This is a genomic window from Streptomyces sp. P9-A4 (assembly GCF_036634195.1).
Taxonomy (GTDB): domain Bacteria; phylum Actinomycetota; class Actinomycetes; order Streptomycetales; family Streptomycetaceae; genus Streptomyces.
Genome location: NZ_JAZIFY010000001.1, coordinates 3920088 through 3936589, shown reverse-complemented (window position 1 = coordinate 3936589; position 16502 = coordinate 3920088). Strand labels below are relative to the sequence as shown.

At 71.3% G+C, this 16502-nt stretch carries 13 protein-coding genes, 4 tRNA genes and 1 other RNA gene; 11 read left to right on the top strand and 7 right to left on the bottom strand.

What is annotated here, in order from left to right:
- Positions 1–304 precede the first annotated feature (304 nt).
- The 6 genes from V4Y03_RS17655 (at position 305) to V4Y03_RS17630 (ending at position 2883) form a co-directional block, all read left to right on the top strand.
- The gene (locus V4Y03_RS17655; RefSeq protein ID WP_317874680.1) at positions 305–646 is read left to right on the top strand and encodes a histone-like nucleoid-structuring protein Lsr2; all 342 of its coding nucleotides are present in this window, start codon (positions 305–307) and stop codon (positions 644–646) included.
- 158 nt (positions 647–804) lie between these two features.
- Positions 805–876 (top strand) — tRNA-Gly (locus V4Y03_RS17650).
- An 81-nt stretch (positions 877–957) separates the two neighbouring features.
- Positions 958–1030: transfer RNA gene (locus tag V4Y03_RS17645), tRNA-Gly, on the top strand.
- 148 nt (positions 1031–1178) lie between these two features.
- On the top strand, positions 1179–2162 hold the full coding sequence (locus tag V4Y03_RS17640) for an ABC transporter ATP-binding protein (protein ID WP_332435532.1): 984 nt from the start codon (positions 1179–1181) through the stop codon (positions 2160–2162).
- Positions 2159–2785 carry a response regulator transcription factor gene (locus V4Y03_RS17635; RefSeq protein WP_332435531.1) on the top strand — a complete coding sequence of 209 codons (627 nt, stop codon included), beginning with the start codon at positions 2159–2161 and terminating at the stop codon, positions 2783–2785. The genes V4Y03_RS17640 and V4Y03_RS17635 overlap by 4 nt, the downstream gene beginning before the upstream one ends.
- A gap of 22 nt (positions 2786–2807) precedes the next feature.
- A tRNA-Gly gene (locus V4Y03_RS17630) sits at positions 2808–2883 on the top strand.
- Positions 2884–2990: 107 nt separating this feature from the next.
- On the opposite strand, the gene V4Y03_RS17625 is transcribed toward V4Y03_RS17630, so the two are convergent.
- From V4Y03_RS17625 to ffs, 6 genes are all read right to left on the bottom strand, one after another.
- Positions 2991–3899 (bottom strand): phosphoribosylaminoimidazolesuccinocarboxamide synthase, encoded by a 909-nt coding sequence (locus tag V4Y03_RS17625; RefSeq protein ID WP_317874685.1) that lies wholly within the window; start codon positions 3897–3899, stop codon positions 2991–2993.
- Positions 3900–3987: 88 nt separating this feature from the next.
- The gene (locus V4Y03_RS17620) at positions 3988–5448 is read right to left on the bottom strand and encodes a N,N-dimethylformamidase beta subunit family domain-containing protein (RefSeq protein WP_317874686.1); all 1461 of its coding nucleotides are present in this window, start codon (positions 5446–5448) and stop codon (positions 3988–3990) included.
- A 230-nt stretch (positions 5449–5678) separates the two neighbouring features.
- A complete protein-coding gene (locus tag V4Y03_RS17615) occupies positions 5679–7664 on the bottom strand; it encodes a hypothetical protein (RefSeq protein ID WP_332435530.1) in 1986 nt (661 codons plus the stop codon).
- Positions 7665–7944: 280 nt separating this feature from the next.
- On the bottom strand, positions 7945–9195 hold the full coding sequence (gene purD, locus V4Y03_RS17610) for a phosphoribosylamine--glycine ligase (protein ID WP_332435529.1): 1251 nt from the start codon (positions 9193–9195) through the stop codon (positions 7945–7947).
- A gap of 61 nt (positions 9196–9256) precedes the next feature.
- The gene (locus V4Y03_RS17605) at positions 9257–11428 is read right to left on the bottom strand and encodes a DNA polymerase III subunit gamma and tau (RefSeq protein WP_332435528.1); all 2172 of its coding nucleotides are present in this window, start codon (positions 11426–11428) and stop codon (positions 9257–9259) included.
- A 159-nt stretch (positions 11429–11587) separates the two neighbouring features.
- Positions 11588–11686: signal recognition particle sRNA small type (gene ffs, locus V4Y03_RS17600), an RNA gene on the bottom strand.
- A gap of 118 nt (positions 11687–11804) precedes the next feature.
- On the opposite strand from ffs, the gene V4Y03_RS17595 reads away from it, so the two are divergent.
- Positions 11805–11892: transfer RNA gene (locus V4Y03_RS17595), tRNA-Ser, on the top strand.
- Between the two features lie 82 nt (positions 11893–11974).
- Here the strand turns inward: V4Y03_RS17595 and V4Y03_RS17590 are convergent.
- Entirely contained in the window at positions 11975–12535 is a 561-nt protein-coding gene (locus V4Y03_RS17590) for a hypothetical protein (protein ID WP_317875811.1), read from the bottom strand.
- Between the two features lie 214 nt (positions 12536–12749).
- Between V4Y03_RS17590 and V4Y03_RS17585 the strand changes: the two genes are divergently transcribed.
- From V4Y03_RS17585 to V4Y03_RS17570, 4 genes are all read left to right on the top strand, one after another.
- Positions 12750–13157 carry a hypothetical protein gene (locus V4Y03_RS17585; RefSeq protein ID WP_332435527.1) on the top strand — a complete coding sequence of 136 codons (408 nt, stop codon included), beginning with the start codon at positions 12750–12752 and terminating at the stop codon, positions 13155–13157.
- A 62-nt stretch (positions 13158–13219) separates the two neighbouring features.
- The gene (locus V4Y03_RS17580; protein ID WP_332435526.1) at positions 13220–13894 is read left to right on the top strand and encodes an ABC transporter ATP-binding protein; all 675 of its coding nucleotides are present in this window, start codon (positions 13220–13222) and stop codon (positions 13892–13894) included.
- Complete coding sequence (locus tag V4Y03_RS17575) at positions 13891–16146, top strand: FtsX-like permease family protein (protein ID WP_332435525.1); 2256 nt, start codon at positions 13891–13893, stop codon at positions 16144–16146. The genes V4Y03_RS17580 and V4Y03_RS17575 overlap by 4 nt, the downstream gene beginning before the upstream one ends.
- An 81-nt stretch (positions 16147–16227) precedes the next feature.
- Positions 16228–16437, top strand: coding sequence for a DUF4287 domain-containing protein (locus tag V4Y03_RS17570; RefSeq protein WP_317875807.1), 210 nt, complete (start codon positions 16228–16230; stop codon positions 16435–16437).
- Positions 16438–16502: the final 65 nt, after the last annotated feature.

The following is a 16502-nucleotide window of genomic DNA, read 5'->3' as shown; positions in this document are numbered from 1 at the left end:
GCGGGTAGAGATCTGAAGGATCCTCCAAAAGCCAGGCCAGAGGGCCGCTCCGCCGACGAACACCACCCATGCCCCCGCCCGAGCACACCCACGCAAAATTCGAGTGAAATATTGCGAACCTCATTGCCCCGGGACACGCTGAAACAATTGCCAGGGCTTCACAATGCGCCGCCCACCGCTGTACAAAGGAATCCAGAAGAAAGCAGCATTGTCCCGGCACAGCCGTACCGTCGACATCGCCGCACGTCAGGGGCGCCACAAGCGCCTCCTCTGCGGCATCGGCCGCAGGAAAGGACCGATATCCGTGGCTCAGCGTGTGGTGGTCACTCTCTCCGACGACATGGACGGCGGAGAAGCGGCTGAAACGGTCGCGTTCGGCCTCGACGGGAAGACGTACGAGATCGACCTGAATGCTGCCAATGCAAAGAAACTCCGCAAGGCGCTCGCGCCGTACCTCGCCGCCGGGCGCAAGCTGCCCGCCAGGGCGACGGCCGGCCGGGGCGCCTCCGTGGAGACGTACACCCACACCTCACTGGCACCCGCCCCGGCGGCGGTCCGCGCCTGGGCCCAGTCCAACAAGATGGACGTGCCGGCCCGCGGCCGGATCCCGAAGCGGGTCTACGAGGCGTTCCGCGCGGCGAGTTGAGGCCGGGCACGAGGCGGGTCCGGGTGGGCCCGGCGGCCGGGCGAGGCAGCCGGGCGACACCGCTCCGAGGGGCGGATTTGCATTCCACCCCCCATGATCGGCTAAAGTCTGGAACACGCCGAGGGGCGAGGCCGACAAGGTCCCACCTCACGCAGCGTGCGGGTGTAGTTCAGTAGTAGAACATCCCCCTTCCAGGGGGAAGGCGCAGTGTGCAATTCCTGTCACCCGCTCTGCATCGCAAGTCCGAAGCACTCCGGTGCATCAGGTAGAGTGGTGCTCGCACCGCCCGGTGAAAGCCGAGCGGCAGCAATGCGGACGTGGCTCAGTTGGTAGAGCATCACCTTGCCAAGGTGAGGGTCGCGAGTTCGAATCTCGTCGTCCGCTCAGGAGTACGAAGGCCCCGGTTCTCAGGAACCGGGGCCTTCGTCGTATCCCCACGCCTCTCACCTCCGCCGCCCCCATGACATTTGTCAGAAGCGGGTGATGACGGCGCGCACTGCCGGACGGCCCCCGCCGCCGGAAGCCTGGACACATGACCCACGCGATCGAAGCGGAAGACCTCCGCCGCGCCTACTCCGGAGGCTTCGAGGCCGTCCGCGGCCTCACCTTCACCGTCCCGCGCGGCGAGATCTTCGCCCTGCTCGGCACCAACGGCGCCGGCAAGACCTCCACCGTCGAACTCCTCGAAGGCCTCGCCGCCCCGAGCGCCGGCACCGCCCGCGTCCTCGGCCACGACCCGTACCGGGAGCGGGCCGCCGTCCGCCCCCGCATCGGCGTGATGCTTCAGGAGGGCGGCTTCCCCAGCGATCTGACGGTGGCCGAAACCGTAAGGATGTGGGCGGGCTGCACCAGCGGAGCCCGGCCCACCGGCGAGGCGCTGGAGGCCGTCGGCCTGGGCACCCACCACCGGCTCCGGATCAAGCAGCTCTCCGGCGGCGAACGGCGCCGCCTCGACCTCGCCCTCGCCCTCCTCGGCCGCCCCGAGGTCCTCTTCCTCGACGAGCCGACCACCGGACTGGACGCCGAAGGGCGGCGCGACACCTGGGAGCTGGTGCGGGCGCTGCGCGACGAGGGCACGACCGTGGTCCTCACCACCCACTACCTGGAGGAGGCCGAGACGCTGGCCGACCGGCTCGCGATCATGCACCAGGGGCGGATCGTGCTCTCCGGAACGCCCGCCCAGGTCACCGCCGCCCGGCCGGCCCGCATCCGCTTCGTCCTGCCCTCCGGAGTGCCCGCCGCCCGGCTCCCGCTGCACCTGCGGGCCGCCGAGGACGGCGGACGGGTCGAGATCCGTACCGCCTCCCTCCAGGACGACCTGGCCGCGCTGCTCGGCTGGGCCCGGGAGAACGACGTACGACTCGAAGGACTCGACGCGCGCGCGGCCTCGCTGGAGGAGGCGTTCCTCTACATCGCGGGGCGGGGTGCGGGGGAGACACGGGGTGCGGGGGAGACGGAGGAGGAGGCGGAGGCGGGGACGTGGTCGGACGCGCTCGGAGCGGGGGGCGTCCGATGAGCAGCCCAGCCCGGCACCTCCCTCCCCGTCACCTGCCCGCCCGGCGCTTCCCCTCCCGTACGCGGCTCCTCGCGCTCGGGCGGGCCGAGCTGACCCTCCTCGGCCGCAACCGCACCGCGCTCGTCGGCGCCCTCCTCGTGCCCCTCCTCATGGTCGAGGCCGTACGCAGCTCCCTCCGGAGCGTCGACCTCGGCGCGGACGGTGTGAGGGTCGCCACAGCGCTGCGGGACGAACTGCCCGGCTGCCGCACCATGATCGTGACCGGTCACGGCCGCCCCGGGCACCTCAAGCGGGCCCTCGCGGCCGGCGTCCGCGGCTTCGTGCCGAAGACCGTCAGCGCCCAGCGGCTCGCCGAGATCATCCGTGCCGTACACGCCGGAAACCGTTATGTGGACCCGGAGTTGGCGGCCGACGCCATCGCCGCGGGGGACTCCCCGCTGACCGCCAGGGAGGCCGAGGTGCTCGAACTCTCCGCCGACGGGGCGCCCGTCGCGGAGATCGCCCGGCGCGCCTCCCTCTCCCCCGGAACCGTCCGGAACTACCTCTCGTCGGCCGCCGCGAAACTCGGTGCGGAGAACCGGCACACGGCGGTGCGTCTCGCACAGGCGAAAGGTTGGGTATAGTTGGCCCCGCGCTACGGCGCATGCGGACGTGGCTCAGTTGGTAGAGCATCACCTTGCCAAGGTGAGGGTCGCGAGTTCGAATCTCGTCGTCCGCTCCATGAAGAAGCCCCCGGTCGAATCGACCGGGGGCTTTCTCGTACCCGTACGGGTGGCCCCGACACCGGCCCCCGACGCGAACGCCGGGGGCCGGGGCCAGGACGGGGGCTCAGAAGCTGTCGGACCAGGCCTTGCCGGTCAGCAGCTCGTACGCCTCCAGGTACTTGGCACGCGTGGCGTCCACGATGTCCTGCGGGAGCGGCGGCGGGGGCTGCTCGCTCTTGCGGTCCCAGCCGGAGGCCGGGGAGGTCAGCCAGTTGCGGACGAACTGCTTGTCGTACGAGGGCTGGGCGCGGCCCGGCTGCCACTGGTCGGCCGGCCAGAAGCGCGAGGAGTCCGGGGTGAGGACCTCGTCGGCGAGGATCAGCGTCTCCCCGTCGAAGCCGAACTCGAACTTGGTGTCCGCGAGGATGATCCCCCGGTCGCGGGCGATGTCCCGGGCCCTGCCGTACACGGCGAGGGTCGTCTGCCGCAGCAGCGCGGCGGTCTCGGCGCCGACCTGGCGGGCGACCTCCTCGTAGGAGACGTTCTCGTCGTGGTCGCCGACGGCGGCCTTCGTCGCCGGGGTGAAGATCGGGGCGGGCAGCTCGGAGCCGTCGCTGAGCCCCTCGGGGAGCGCGAGGCCGCACACCGTACGGGACTCGTCGTACTCCAGGAGCCCGGAGCCGGTGAGGTAGCCGCGGGCCACGCACTCGACGGGGACCATGTCCAGCGACTTGCAGACCGTGGTGCGGCCCGCCCAGTCGGCGGGGGCGCCGGCCGGCAGCTCGGTCGAGAGGACGTGGTGCGGGACCAGGTCGGAGAGCTGGTCGAACCACCACAGGGAGAGCTGGGTGAGGACCCGGCCCTTGTCGGGGATCTCGGTGGGCAGCACCCAGTCGAACGCGGACATGCGGTCGCTCGCCACCATCACGAGGTCACCGGCCTCGTCGCGGTACAGGTCGCGCACCTTGCCCGTGTGGAGATGGGTCAGGCCCGGGACCTGGACGGGCTCGGGCTTTTCTACGAATCCGGACACGGTTCCTCCGCGTAGGTTGATCCAGGAGCGTGTCCGATTCTCTCGCACATCCGGGCGGCCCCGGCCGCCCGGCCCTGTGACCCCCCGCTCAGTCCCTCTTGCAGATCCGGTCGAGGAGGTTCGCGGTGGCGCGCTGGACCCTGGCGTCGACATGGCCGGGCCGGTCCAGCGCCGGCGACCAGGCGAAGGTGCCGGACGCGAAGACCCACGCCCCGGACGGGGCCCGGTAGAGCGAGGTCTCCTGGTGGCGCAGGGCCCCCTCGCCGTCCCGGTAGGGCGAGTGCGCGAGCAGGATACGGCCCTGGTGCTCGGGGAGCGCCGTACGCGGGAAGTAGCGGTCGGCCTCGCCCGCCACCAGGCCCGGCAGCTCGTCGCCGTCGCCGGCCCCGGTGGCCTCCCAGAGCCAGTGGTCGGCGTTCCGTACGACCAGCGGGTGGGGTTCGGGCACCCGGCCCGCGTACTGGATGCCGAGGAGCTGCTGCTCGGGGCGGTCGACCTCGCGCCAGAGCGCGGGGCGGCCGGGGCCGCGCCGCTTGCGGCAGGTGAGCAGCCGGTCCGGCACCCCGGACGGCGAAGGGCCCAGCTCCACCTGCCAGTACATGGTGTTCGCGGAGAGGAAGACCAGCGAGGTGCCCTGGTCGCGGGCGAGCTCGACGGTCCGCCGCATCGGCGCCGACCAGTACTCGTCGTGCCCGGGGAAGACCAGGCCCCGGTAGCGGCTGGGGTCGACCCGGCCCGCGTGCAGATCGCGCGTCTCGGCGTACGCCAGGTCGTAGCCGTAGCGCTCGGCCCAGCGGATGAAGTCGTACGCGTGTCCGACGTGCAGCGGCAGCCCCGCGCCCGCGTACGGGCGGTCGAAGGAGACCGTGACGGCCGCCTCCTCCTCACCGAGCAGCCTGCCGTCCTCGTCCCACGCGTGGTACAGGCTCGCGCCGGTGTGGCCGTCCTCCGGATAGAGGTTGTACGCCTGCCAGGTCACGTCCGGGAGGACCAGGAGCAGATCGGCCGGATGGTCGTCGCGGACCGTGAAGGGGATGTGCGAGCGGTGGCCGTCGGCGGTGGTGAGCACGGCGACGTACGCCCCGATCGACCAGTAGGACGGGACCTGCAGCCGCCAGGACTGCCACCAGTGGTGGCACGACACCGTGCGGTCGGCGGTGAGCGGGGCGGGCTGGACGATCCCGGAGAGACGCGGGCTCGTGGTGATCTTCGCGGCGCCGTCGCCGCCGTAGTGGCCGATCCGGTAGACGTCGACCGAGAACTGCTGCGGCGGGTCCACCGTGATGTGGAAGTCGATCGACTCGCCCGGTGACACGGCGCCGACGGACGCGAAGCCCTTGATCTGGCGCCGGACGTCGTCGGCCGTACGCGGGCCTCCGCAGCCGCCCCTGGCCAGGATCTCGTCCGCGTACCAGGGGACCATCTGGCCGGTGTCGTCGAAGTAGTTCTCGGAACCGCGCAGCCAGGGCAGCGGGCCCTGGCCGAAGGGATCGGTGACGGCGTGCGCGAGCGCGCCCGACTCCCACCGCCTGATCTGGTCAGCCCCCATGCTGCGCCCCTCCCTCGACTCCCCCGGGTCGGTGATCGGCTCGTGGCTGGTCGATGCCGCTGGTCCGTGCCTCTGTCAGTGACGGTCTCCAGCACATCACATAACGCACGCACTCCGTCACCGTTCGTCGTGAATTGACGAGAGTGGAACTCAGGGCTCCGGGAGGGGTGGGGCGGGGCGGGGGCGGGCTCCCGTGGGGCGGGGGTGCGCTCTCGTGGTCCCGGCCGGGCTCAGATCAGGCGCACGGGCTTCTCGGGGCGGACGCCCGTACGCGCCAGCCAGACGCGCAGCGGCTCCGGATCGCCGTCCTCGACGAGAGCGAGGACCCGGGGGCCCAGATCGGCGGCCCGCTCGCCGCCGACCAGGAGGGCGGGCCCGTCGAGCCAGTCGAGGCCGGGGACGGCCTCGGCGGTGTCCACGGCCGCACAGCAGACCATCGCGGTCACATGGTCGGCGAGCAGGTCGCGGCCACTGCGGGGCGGCTGGAGCGGGAACAGCGGCAGGGGCCCGTCGGGGCCGCTGACCACGGGGGGCGGGGAGCCGGTCCGGTCGTCGCTCCCGGCACTCCGGGAGGCCGCTTCCGCGGGGGTGGCGGCCGGGGCGGACGCCGTGGCGGCAGTGGCCACACGGGCTTCCCGGGCGGCCTCCTCGCGGGCGAGGAGAACACTCAGCGCGGCGGCGAGTGCTTCGGCGGCGGGATTGACGGGCTCGCTGTCGATACCGTCACCGATGCCGGTTTCGGGATCGACTTCGACTTCGTCGAGGAGGTGGGCGCCGTCGTCGGTGACGTCGGGGTCGTCGGTCTCCAGGACGTCGGTGTCCGGGCCGTCGGTGTCCGGGCCGCCCGTCTCCTCTGCCCCTGCCTCTGCCTCTGCCCCTGCCTCCGCCGTCTCCGTCACCCCATGCGTCGGCTTCCCCGGAGTCGTGGACAGGTGGGCGATCACCCTGGTCAGCGTCGGGCCGTCGGCGCCCGTCGGCTTCCCGGCCGGGGAGTCGGCGACGCCCAGCCCGTCGAGGACCTCATGGAGCCGGGCCGCGTCGGTACGCCACTTCCGGTCGACGACCTCCTCCGGGTACTCGCTCCACTCCACCGGCGACCAGTCGGGGCCGGGTTCGGCCGGGCCGCCGTGGAAGAGGCGGGCGGCGAGCAGGGAGGTGGCCTCGTCGACCACACCCGGCTCCTCCAGCAGGTCGCAGGCCGGGCGCTCGCTGAGCCGGGACGAGAATCCGTCCGCGAGCCGGTCCCGGCGGGAGAGTTCGCTCAGGGCGGAGACCACGCCCGCGTCGAGCTTGGCGGGCCAGCGGCCCATCCGCCAGGCGGGCAGCGCGACCCGGGTCAGGAGGCGGTCCCAGCCCGCGTAGGCGAGGCCGACCTGCTCCTGGGCGACGATCCGTACGCCGTAGTCCACGGCCTGGGCGCGCTCCGAGCCGGCGGCGGCGACCCCGCGCTCCATCTCGGCGGCGTGCCCGCGACAGGCGCGGAGCAGGACCCGGGCGACCTGCCCGACACCACGCGCGCCGAGCCGGCGGACGGAGTCGAGGCCGGGGTCGCCGGGCACGGCCACGGCGGCGTCCAGACCTCGGACGAAGCGGCGGGCGGCGGCTATGTCGGGGTGTGCGGCGGGGCCCGTACCGGCGACGACGGGGGCGAGGACGGCCCGCAGCTCGCCCACGCGCATCCACCACAGGAAGGGCGAACCTATGACGAGGACGGGAGCACCGTCGGAGCCGCCGCTGCCGCCCGCCCCACCGGACGGCGCGCGCAGCGCGTGGGGGGACCGGTGCGCCCGGTGGGTGCGGTCCTCCAGCCAGCTGTCGCAGTCCGGGGTCAGGGCTATCGCGGCGGGGGCGGGGACGTCGAGCCGGTCGGCGAGGTCCCGGACGAGCCGGTAGAGGTCGGGCGCGGCGGATTCGGAGAGCTCCACCGTCGGTGTCGCGGCCGGGCGGGCCCGTACGACGACGAGGGCGACGGTCGTGGCGGCGACCAGGACGAGCACCGCGAGGACGGTCACCACCCAGCGGGCCGTGTCCCAGCCGGCGCCCGTGAAGTGGCCGGTGACCCCGCCCGCGTACAGCACGACGGCGACGGCGGCGGGGAGGACCGCGAGGCCCAGCGCCCTACCGCGGACCCTGAGGACCGCGAGGGCCCGGGAGTGCGCGGCCCGCGCACCCCACTCCTCGCCGACAACGGAACCGGTACCGGACACGCCGTACATCACCCCCTCCTGCCCACGTCGGGACTGCCTGTGGCGGTGTTGCTCACTCCCCCACTGTGGCACCCGCCACTGACATCGCAATGCCGGTGGGCCAAGTGCCGGAACGCCTTCGCCGCACCCTAGTTGGGGCTGTGGCGGGCGTCACCCGTATGGCCGTGCCGTCACTCGATGGAATGGCTTTGGGCAAAGGTGATGGCGCTCGGGCGGCCGTACGGTGCACTGCTTCTCCACCGCACGGCCACAAGAGGAACCCGGAGATTCCGGTTGATACCGGCCCGAATCAGGCCTCGGCGGCCTTCCGCGCGATGTCCGTACGGTGCTGCGAGCCGTCAAGGCGGATGCGGCCGACCGCCGCGTAGGCGCGCTCGCGGGCCTCCGCCAGGTCCGTACCGACGGCGGTGACCGAGAGGACGCGGCCACCGGCGCTCACGATCGCGTCGCCGTCCCGCTTCGTACCGGCGTGGAGCACGTACGCGTGCGGCGCGTCCTGCTCGGCGATCTCGCCCAGACCCTCGATCGGGTCCCCGGTGCGCGGGGTGTCCGGGTAGTTGTGGGAGGCGACGACCACGGTCACGGCGGCGTCGTCGCTCCAGCTCAGCGGAGCCTGGTCGTCCAGGGTGCCGTTGGCCGAGTTCAGCAGGACGCCCGCGAGCGGGGTACGGAGCCGGGCCAGGACGACCTGGGTCTCGGGGTCGCCGAAGCGGGCGTTGAACTCGATGACCCGCACACCGCGGCCGGTGATCGCCAGACCCGCGTACAGCAGGCCCGAGAACGGCGTGCCACGGCGGCGCAGCTCGTCCACGGTCGGCTGGAGGACGGTCTCCAGGACCTCGTCGACCAGCTTCGGATCGGCCCAGGGCAGCGGCGAGTAGGCGCCCATGCCGCCGGTGTTCGGGCCCTCGTCGCCGTCGAGCGCGCGCTTGAAGTCCTGCGCGGGCCGGAGCGGGAGGACGGTGGTGCCGTCGGTGATCGCGAAGAGCGAGACCTCGGGGCCGTCGAGGTACTCCTCGATGACCACCCGGTCGCACGCGAGCGCGTGGGCCCGGGCCACGGCGAGGTCGTCGGTCACGACGACGCCCTTGCCGGCGGCGAGGCCGTCGTCCTTCACCACGTACGGAGCGCCGAAGGCGTCGAGCGCCTCGTCGATCTCCTCGGGGGTCGTGCAGACGTAGCTGCGGGCGGTGGGCACCCCGGCGCCGGCCATGACGTCCTTGGCGAACGCCTTGGAGCCCTCCAGCTGCGCCGCTTCGCGCGACGGGCCGAAGACGGGGATGCCGGCCGCGCGGACGGCGTCGGCCACACCGGCGACGAGCGGGGCCTCCGGGCCGACGACGACCAGGTCGGCGCCGAGCCCGGTGGCGAGGCGCGCGACGGCCTCGCCGTCCAGCTGGTCGACGGGGTGCAGCTCGGCGACCTCCGCGATTCCGGCGTTGCCGGGCGCGCAGTGCAGAGCGGTGACGTCGGGATCGAGGGAGAGAGAGCGGCACAGGGCGTGTTCGCGGGCGCCGCCGCCGATGACGAGGACCTTCACGCCTGCCAGAGTAGCCCGCTGGCCGGGATGCCCCTTGTGCGGGCCACCGAGCGAGACGCCCCTACTCGTTCGTGTATTCCTCCACAACCGTGGCTCCGAGCTCGCGCACGATCAGGTCGTGCCCGGAGAGCGCCGAGTCGACGAGGTCGGGGTCGTCCTCCTCGGGCACGTCGTCCTCGGGCGCCACGGGCGGCGCGTACGCGGGCGCGGGGGCCTGCGCCGGCGGGGGCGCCGGGGAGAACGCGGGCGCGGCCTGCGCCTGCGGCGGCTGTACGGGGGCGGGCGGCGGGGCCTGCTGGAACGCCGGGGCGGGGGCCTGCGGGCGGCCGAAGCCGCCGGTTCCGCCCGAGCCGCCGAAGCCGGTGGCCGCCGGCGGGGGCGCGGCACCGCCCGAGGGGTCGATGATCGCCTCGACCTTCCAGTTCACGTTGAACTGTTCGGCGAGAGCCTGCTTGAGGACGTCCTCGCTGCCGCTGCTCGCGAAGTTGTCGCGGGCGCCGGCGTTGAGGAAGCCGAGCTGGAGGGTCGTCCCGTCGAAGCCGGCCACCTGCGCGTTCTGGCTGAGCAGGATCCAGGTGAAGCGGCGGCGGTTCTTGACGGCGTCGAGGATCTGCGGCCAGAGGTTGCGCACCTGGGCGGTGTCGCCACCGCCTCCACCGCCGCCGCCTCCGGTGGGGGCGGGGGCCGGGGCCTGCGGCGCGGACGGCTGCGGAGCCGGTACGGGAGCGGGGGCGGCGGGCGCGGACGCACCGGGCCAGGCGCCGGGCGCGCCACCACCGGGAGTGGCGGCACCGGGCCAGGCGCCGGGCCGGGGGGCGGCGGGGGCGGACGGCTGCGTCTGCGCGGGGGGTGCCGCCTCCGACGGGGCCGGGGCGTGGGCGGGCGCCGAGGGGTCTACGGGTGCCGGGGCGGGGGCCGCCTGCGACGGGGCCGGGGCGTGGGACGGCGGGAGCGGCGGCGGGGCCATCGGGGTGTGGGCGTCGGGCCCGGGGACGTACCCCAGCGCGGGGCCGGGCGCGGTCGCGGGCGGCCCCGCGGTGAACACCGGCGCCTGAGCGGCGGCCGGAGCGGCGGCGGCCCCGCGCTCGAGACGGTCCAGGCGCGCCTGGACCGAACGCTCGTCGTCGAAGGCGGCGGGCAGCAGCACGCGCGCGCAGATCAGCTCCAGCTGGAGCCGGGGCGAGGTGGCGCCCCGCATCTCGGTCAGACCGGTGTTGACGAGATCGGCGGCGCGGCTCAGCTCGGCGGCACCGAACACGGACGCCTGGGCCTGCATCCGCTCGATCACGTCGACCGGGGCGTCGATGAGCCCCTTCTCGGCGGCGTCCGGAACGGCGGCCAGGATCACCAGGTCGCGGAGCCGCTCCAGGAGGTCGGCGACGAACCGGCGGGGGTCGTTGCCGCCCTCGATGACGGTGTCGACGACCTCGAACGCGGCCGCGCCGTCCCCGGCCGCGAACGCGTCCACGACCGCGTCGAGCAGCGTCCCGTCCGTGTAGCCGAGCAGCGAGGTGGCCATGGCGTAGGTCACGCCGTCGTCGGCGGCACCGGCCAGGAGCTGGTCCATGACGGACATCGAGTCACGCACGGACCCGGCGCCGGCGCGCACGACCAGCGGCAGCACCCCTTCCGCGACGGGGATGCCCTCGTGCCCGCAGACCTCGCCCAGGTACTCCCGCAGGGTGCCGGGGGGCACGAGCCGGAAGGGGTAGTGGTGGGTCCGGGACCGGATGGTGCCGATGACCTTCTCGGGCTCGGTCGTGGCGAAGATGAACTTCAGGTGCTCCGGCGGCTCCTCGACCACCTTCAGCAGGGCGTTGAAGCCCGCCGAGGTGACCATGTGGGCCTCGTCGATGATGTAGATCTTGTAGCGGCTGGACGCGGGCCCGAAGAAGGCCTTCTCGCGCAGGTCACGGGCGTCGTCCACACCACCGTGGGAAGCGGCGTCGATCTCGATGACGTCGATCGACCCCGGCCCGTTGCGCGCGAGGTCCCGACAGGACTGGCACTCCCCGCACGGCGTGGGCGTGGGCCCCTGCTCACAGTTCAGACACCGCGCGAGAATGCGCGCACTGGTCGTCTTGCCGCACCCACGGGGCCCGCTGAACAGGTACGCGTGATTGACCCGGTTGTTCCGCAGGGCCTGCTGCAACGGGTCGGTGACATGCTCCTGCCCGATGACCTCGGCGAAGGACTCGGGACGATAGCGGCGGTAGAGCGCGAGAGACGACACATGTACGAGGTTATAGGCGTCCACCGACAACCCGGGAAAAACGACCGGAGCGGGGGGGGCGGGTGGGGGTCTCGGCGAGGGCCGGGGGCCGCTGCCCGCAGGGGTCCGACCCGTACCCGTACGGGCACGCGGGGGTCCGAGTCCGGGTCCGTGCCCGGGAACGCAAGCGCCCCCCACGCACCTGCCAGAGCCGACCTACCCTTGCTGCCTTCCGGCCCTGGGGGAGTTCAGTCAGATAGCACCGCGTGAGGGGCTCCGCTCAGCGTACCCGATCCCGAACACCACTCGACCCCGCTCCCCCACCCGGGATCCCTTCACGGACCCCACCTCCGATCGGGTTCGCGAGCACCCCCCGAGGTCATGTAATGTTCCGACCGGAGGATTCGCCTAGTGGCCTAGGGCGCACGCTTGGAAAGCGTGTTGGGGGCAACCCCTCACGAGTTCGAATCTCGTATCCTCCGCCATTGCTCTCACCGGGCAATTCGTTGAAGGGCCCCACCGTTCGCGGTGGGGCCCTTCGACGTTTCCCGTCTCGGTTTCCGTCGGCTATACGGGACAGGGGCGGTACTCGAGGCTGAGCGCGCGGTCGACGGCGTAGCTGGTCCGCATCGACGCGTCGATCACCTGGGGCCAGGACCCGTACTTGGCGTAGAGCTGGTCGGCGGTGGGACCGAGCGGGTTGCCGTACTTGGCGATGTTCCGCTCCTCCAGGATGCGGACCTCCTCGGGACTCATGCCGGCGCGGGTGATCTCCTTCGCCTGGTTCCGCATGTCGACGAGCTCGCGGGCGATCTCCTCGTCGGAGGCGCCGGCCTCGCGCATGGCCGCCTCCGTCCGGTGCATGTCCTCCAGGAGCCCGTGGTAGCGCATCCGGGTCCGCTGGGCCTCGACCTTCTCGTCCATCGGCAGGACGCGGATGCGGCACACGACGGGGTCGGTGCTGGGGCAGGGGTCGTCGTCGGCGACGGGCGGGGCGAGCGGGGCGGTGATGACCGAACCGCACGCTTCGACGGCACCGGCGACGGAGGCCCCGCCGGTACCGAGGAGGGCGACGGTGGCCACGAGGGGAACGAGGGCACGCCTCAGCCGGGAAGAGGAAGAACGCATGCGCGCAACCTTGTCGACGCCACCGCACCCCTTCACGCAGGCGCACCGGTGATCACTCCTACGAGGCGCACGGGCAACCCGCGCGCACGCCAGGAGGACGCGTTCACCGGATCGGGGGGTCCTGGGAGGGAGGGACGTTACTGCGGTATCCGGTGTGTAGTGATGCCGATACTTTCTGTGATGACCAGTCGGCACGACCAAACAGGGGTTATCGATGAGGAAGTTGGCTACGGCGGTGGTGGCCGCGGGGCTGTTCTTCGGGGGGATGGGGGTGGCGATGGCGGACTCGTCCTGGCGTGAGCTGAAGATGTCCACGACCGGCGCCGCGTTCTCCGGTGGGTACAAGTGGGAGCCCAAACTCCAGAACCACGGTGGGTTCCACGTACAGGGAAACCTGTCGGACAGCGACCACGCGGACGGCCACAACACCTACCTTCGCGCAAAGGTGGAGGGCTACGGCTGGAATCGCGTCAAGGGTGTCCAGAGGAAGACCGTCACCGTCGACAAGATCTTCTTCGACGGCGCAGTTCTGCAGACCAACCATGCGGAGATCCAACTGTGCCGCGACCGCGGCTCGCTGCGTCCGGACAACTGCTCGGGACTTCGGAAGTTCCGGCGCTAAAAGTCAACGGCTGAGGCAGCCGCTGACCCAGCGGCTCCCTCCTTTAAGGAGTGCGCACCACGATGGATGTCATCCTCCGCGCCGAGGGCGTGGATCTCTTCTACGGCACCGAGCAGGCTGTCACTGGTGCCGAGTTCACGCTCAAGCGCGGCGAAGTGGCCGCCATCATGGGCAGCAGCGGGTCGGGGAAGTCGTCGCTGCTGTACTGCCTCGCGGGGGTGCTGCCCCCGTCGAGCGGGACCGTGACCTTCGACGGGGTTCAGCTCTCCACCCTCCCCGACAGCGAGTTGAGCGCCTTGCGCCGTACGCGGCTCGGGTTCGTCTTCCAGTACGGGGAACTCCTCCCGGAGTTGACCGTCGAGGAGAACGCGGCACTTCCCCTCCGGCTCGCCGGAATCAGCAAGGATCACGCCCATGTGATGGCCGCCCATGTGTTGCGGCGGCTCGGAATGGGTGAGCTGTTGCGGCGCAGGACCTCGAAGTTGTCGGGTGGCCAGAGTCAGCGCGTCGCGGTTGCGCGGGCTCTGGTCCACCGGCCGGACGTGGTGTTCGCGGACGAGCCGACAGGGGCGCTCGACAGCGCCAACGCGGCCGCCGTGCTGAAGGAGTTCCTCTGGCTGGCGCGGAGCCAGAAGACGGCCGTGATCATAGTGACGCACGATGCCGATGTCGCCGCGAAGGCCGATACGCAGTACACGATGTCGGACGGTGTACTGGCTCAGCGGGTGGCGGTGTGAACCCGTTCCTCCTCGGGCTTCGTCTGCTCTGGGGCAGTGGCCGCCGGGGGCGCGTTCGATTTCTGCTGATGACGCTCGGCTCCGCCCTCGGGGTGGCATGCCTTGCTGCCGTCCTCACCATTCCCACGATCATCGCCGCGCACGATACCCGTACGACGAGCCGCGCGGTGAACCCGGGCTACAACAGGAATGTCGTCTACCAGGAGTTCTTGGATCCGTACGGCTCCCAACCGCTGCGGCGGGTGTTCTTCGGTCGCGTCGGTACCGGTCCCGCGCCGGTCCCTCCTGGGATCGAGCGACTTCCGCAGACAGGCGAAGCCATTGTTTCGCCGAAGCTGGCCGAACTCCTGGCGGCCAATCCGAATGCTGCGGGGCTTGTGCCAGGCCGTGTGATCGGGACGATCGCGCCGGCGGGGTTGGGTGGGCCGGAGGAGCTGTACGCCTACATCGGCATCGATCCCGCCAAGCTTCCGGAAGGAAGAGAACTCGGCGATTTCGGCTCCCCGTACGTACGGGGAGAGCTCATCGACTCCTCCACCCTTGATATTCTGCGGTTTACGCTCGGTTGCATCGTGCTGCTTCCTCTCGTCATCTTTCTTTCCGTCTGCGCACGACTTTCCGGGGAATCTCGAGCCCGTCGCCTCGCCGCTCTACGCCTCATCGGGCTCAGCGTGAAGGACACCCTCCGAGTCAATGCTGGTGAAAGCGTTGCCGCCGCCTCGATCGGGGCCGCGCTCGGAGTCGTGGGGTATCTCGGAGTCAACGAACTCGCCGCACGAGTCGGATTGCCTGGACTGCACTGGTATCCATCAGATGGGCGCCCAGAGGCAACGACCCTTGCCGTGTGCCTAGTGGGATGCCCGGCACTCGCGTGGGCTGTCAGCCAGTTCAGCGCCAAGCAGGCTGCACTGTCACCGATCAGTGTGCGCCGGACCGGGGAACGCAAGCCTCCAAGGAAGTTCGGGACGCTGCTTCTCGTTCCAGGGCTCGGGATCATCGGCGGCTACTGTGCGCTCAGCGTGCTGGGAAGGGACCCATCTGGAGGGTCTGCGAGCTCCCTGCTGGTACCCGGTGCCGTTCTATTGACCGGGGCCGGACTCGTTTTCGGATTGGCGCCGATCACGGCATCGCTGGCGCGGCGAGTTGCCGGAGCGGCGAAATCGTTGCCCGTGGCATTGGCGATGCGGCGTTCTGAGGTTGATCCGGGTTCCTCGCTACGGGTGGTCACCGGCCTCGTGCTGCTGGTGTTCGGCGCGTCTTTGACCCAGGGGGTACTGGTCGAACTGGACCAGGTCAGTCGACGAACAACCCCCATACAGGAATACGCCATCAAGCTGGAAGAGTTGAGCCACGACCAGAGGCAACAACTCGCAGACATCCGCGGCGTTCGGACAGATCTGATTACGTACAACTCGTGGATCCCGCTGGACGGCACCATGCCGAAGTCCGTCACCCTGGTTGTCGCTACTTGCCCCCAACTGATCGCAACTACCCAGTGGGCAGGGGGCTGTGTCGAGGGACAAACCATGCAGTTACACGATGCGAACTCGGCTTTCCGGGAAGACCCTCAACCGGGTGATCGGTTTCCGTTCAAAACACGCGGCAACGGAAGGACCATTCTTACCGTTCCCCACGGCCGCATCCACATGACCGCTTACCAGCCTTCCGCCATCACTACGGGCGCTATTCTCATCCCTCCCTCGCTCTTCCCCGCCAACCTCGCCGATTCCGCCGGCACCCTCACCCTCGTCAGTGACGCCGACCCCGCCACCATCCGCTCCGTTCTCGACGGCATCGGGGCCATCGCCCCCACCGCCTCCGTCGAGCCCGTCGGGATCGTCATCGACTCGCTCGCCCAGCTCGCCGTCATCCGCAGCCTGCTGGCCGTCGGCATGGTTCTCGGGCTTGTCATCGGTGTTGCCGCCTTCGTCGTGTCCGTGGCCGATCGGGCCATGGAGCGGCGTGGGCAGGTTGCCGCGCTCGTGTTGTTGGGGGCTCGGGCCGGGACCCTGCGGGTGGTGCAGGTCGTGCAGGTGTTGTTGCCGCTCGTCGTGGGGCTCGGGGGCGCCATCGTCGCCGGGTGGCTTGCCGAGTCCAGTTACCTGATCACCGGTGGCGGCGCCGTGCACTGGGACTGGGACGGGCTGCCCCTGCTGTTCCTCTGCGCCCTGGGCGTACTGCTCGCCGCCGGTCTCGCCTCCCTGCCCATGGTGCGGCGCCATGTCGATCCCGAGCAGATCCGGCGGGACTGATCCCGTCCCCCGCGATGAGTTTTCCCTTCGGCCCCGGTCATACCCTCAGTCGCACAGTTACTGATCACCGAGGAGATGACCATGGCCGAGAACGTCGTCAAGGGGCCCGCCAGCTACTTCCCCTCCATCGAGAAGAAGTACGGGCGCCCGGTCTCCGAGTGGCAGGAGCTCATCCGTTCCTCGCCCCTCACCAAGCACCTGGAGCTCGTCTCCTGGCTCAAGGACGAGCACGGGCTGGGCCACGGGCATGCCAACGCCCTCGTCGCCCACACCCTCGCCGAGGGCAAGTAGTCCCCCTCCCGTCAGGCCGTCGGCTCCTGCGGCGTGCGCGCCGACGGCTTCCCGACCCGTAAGGG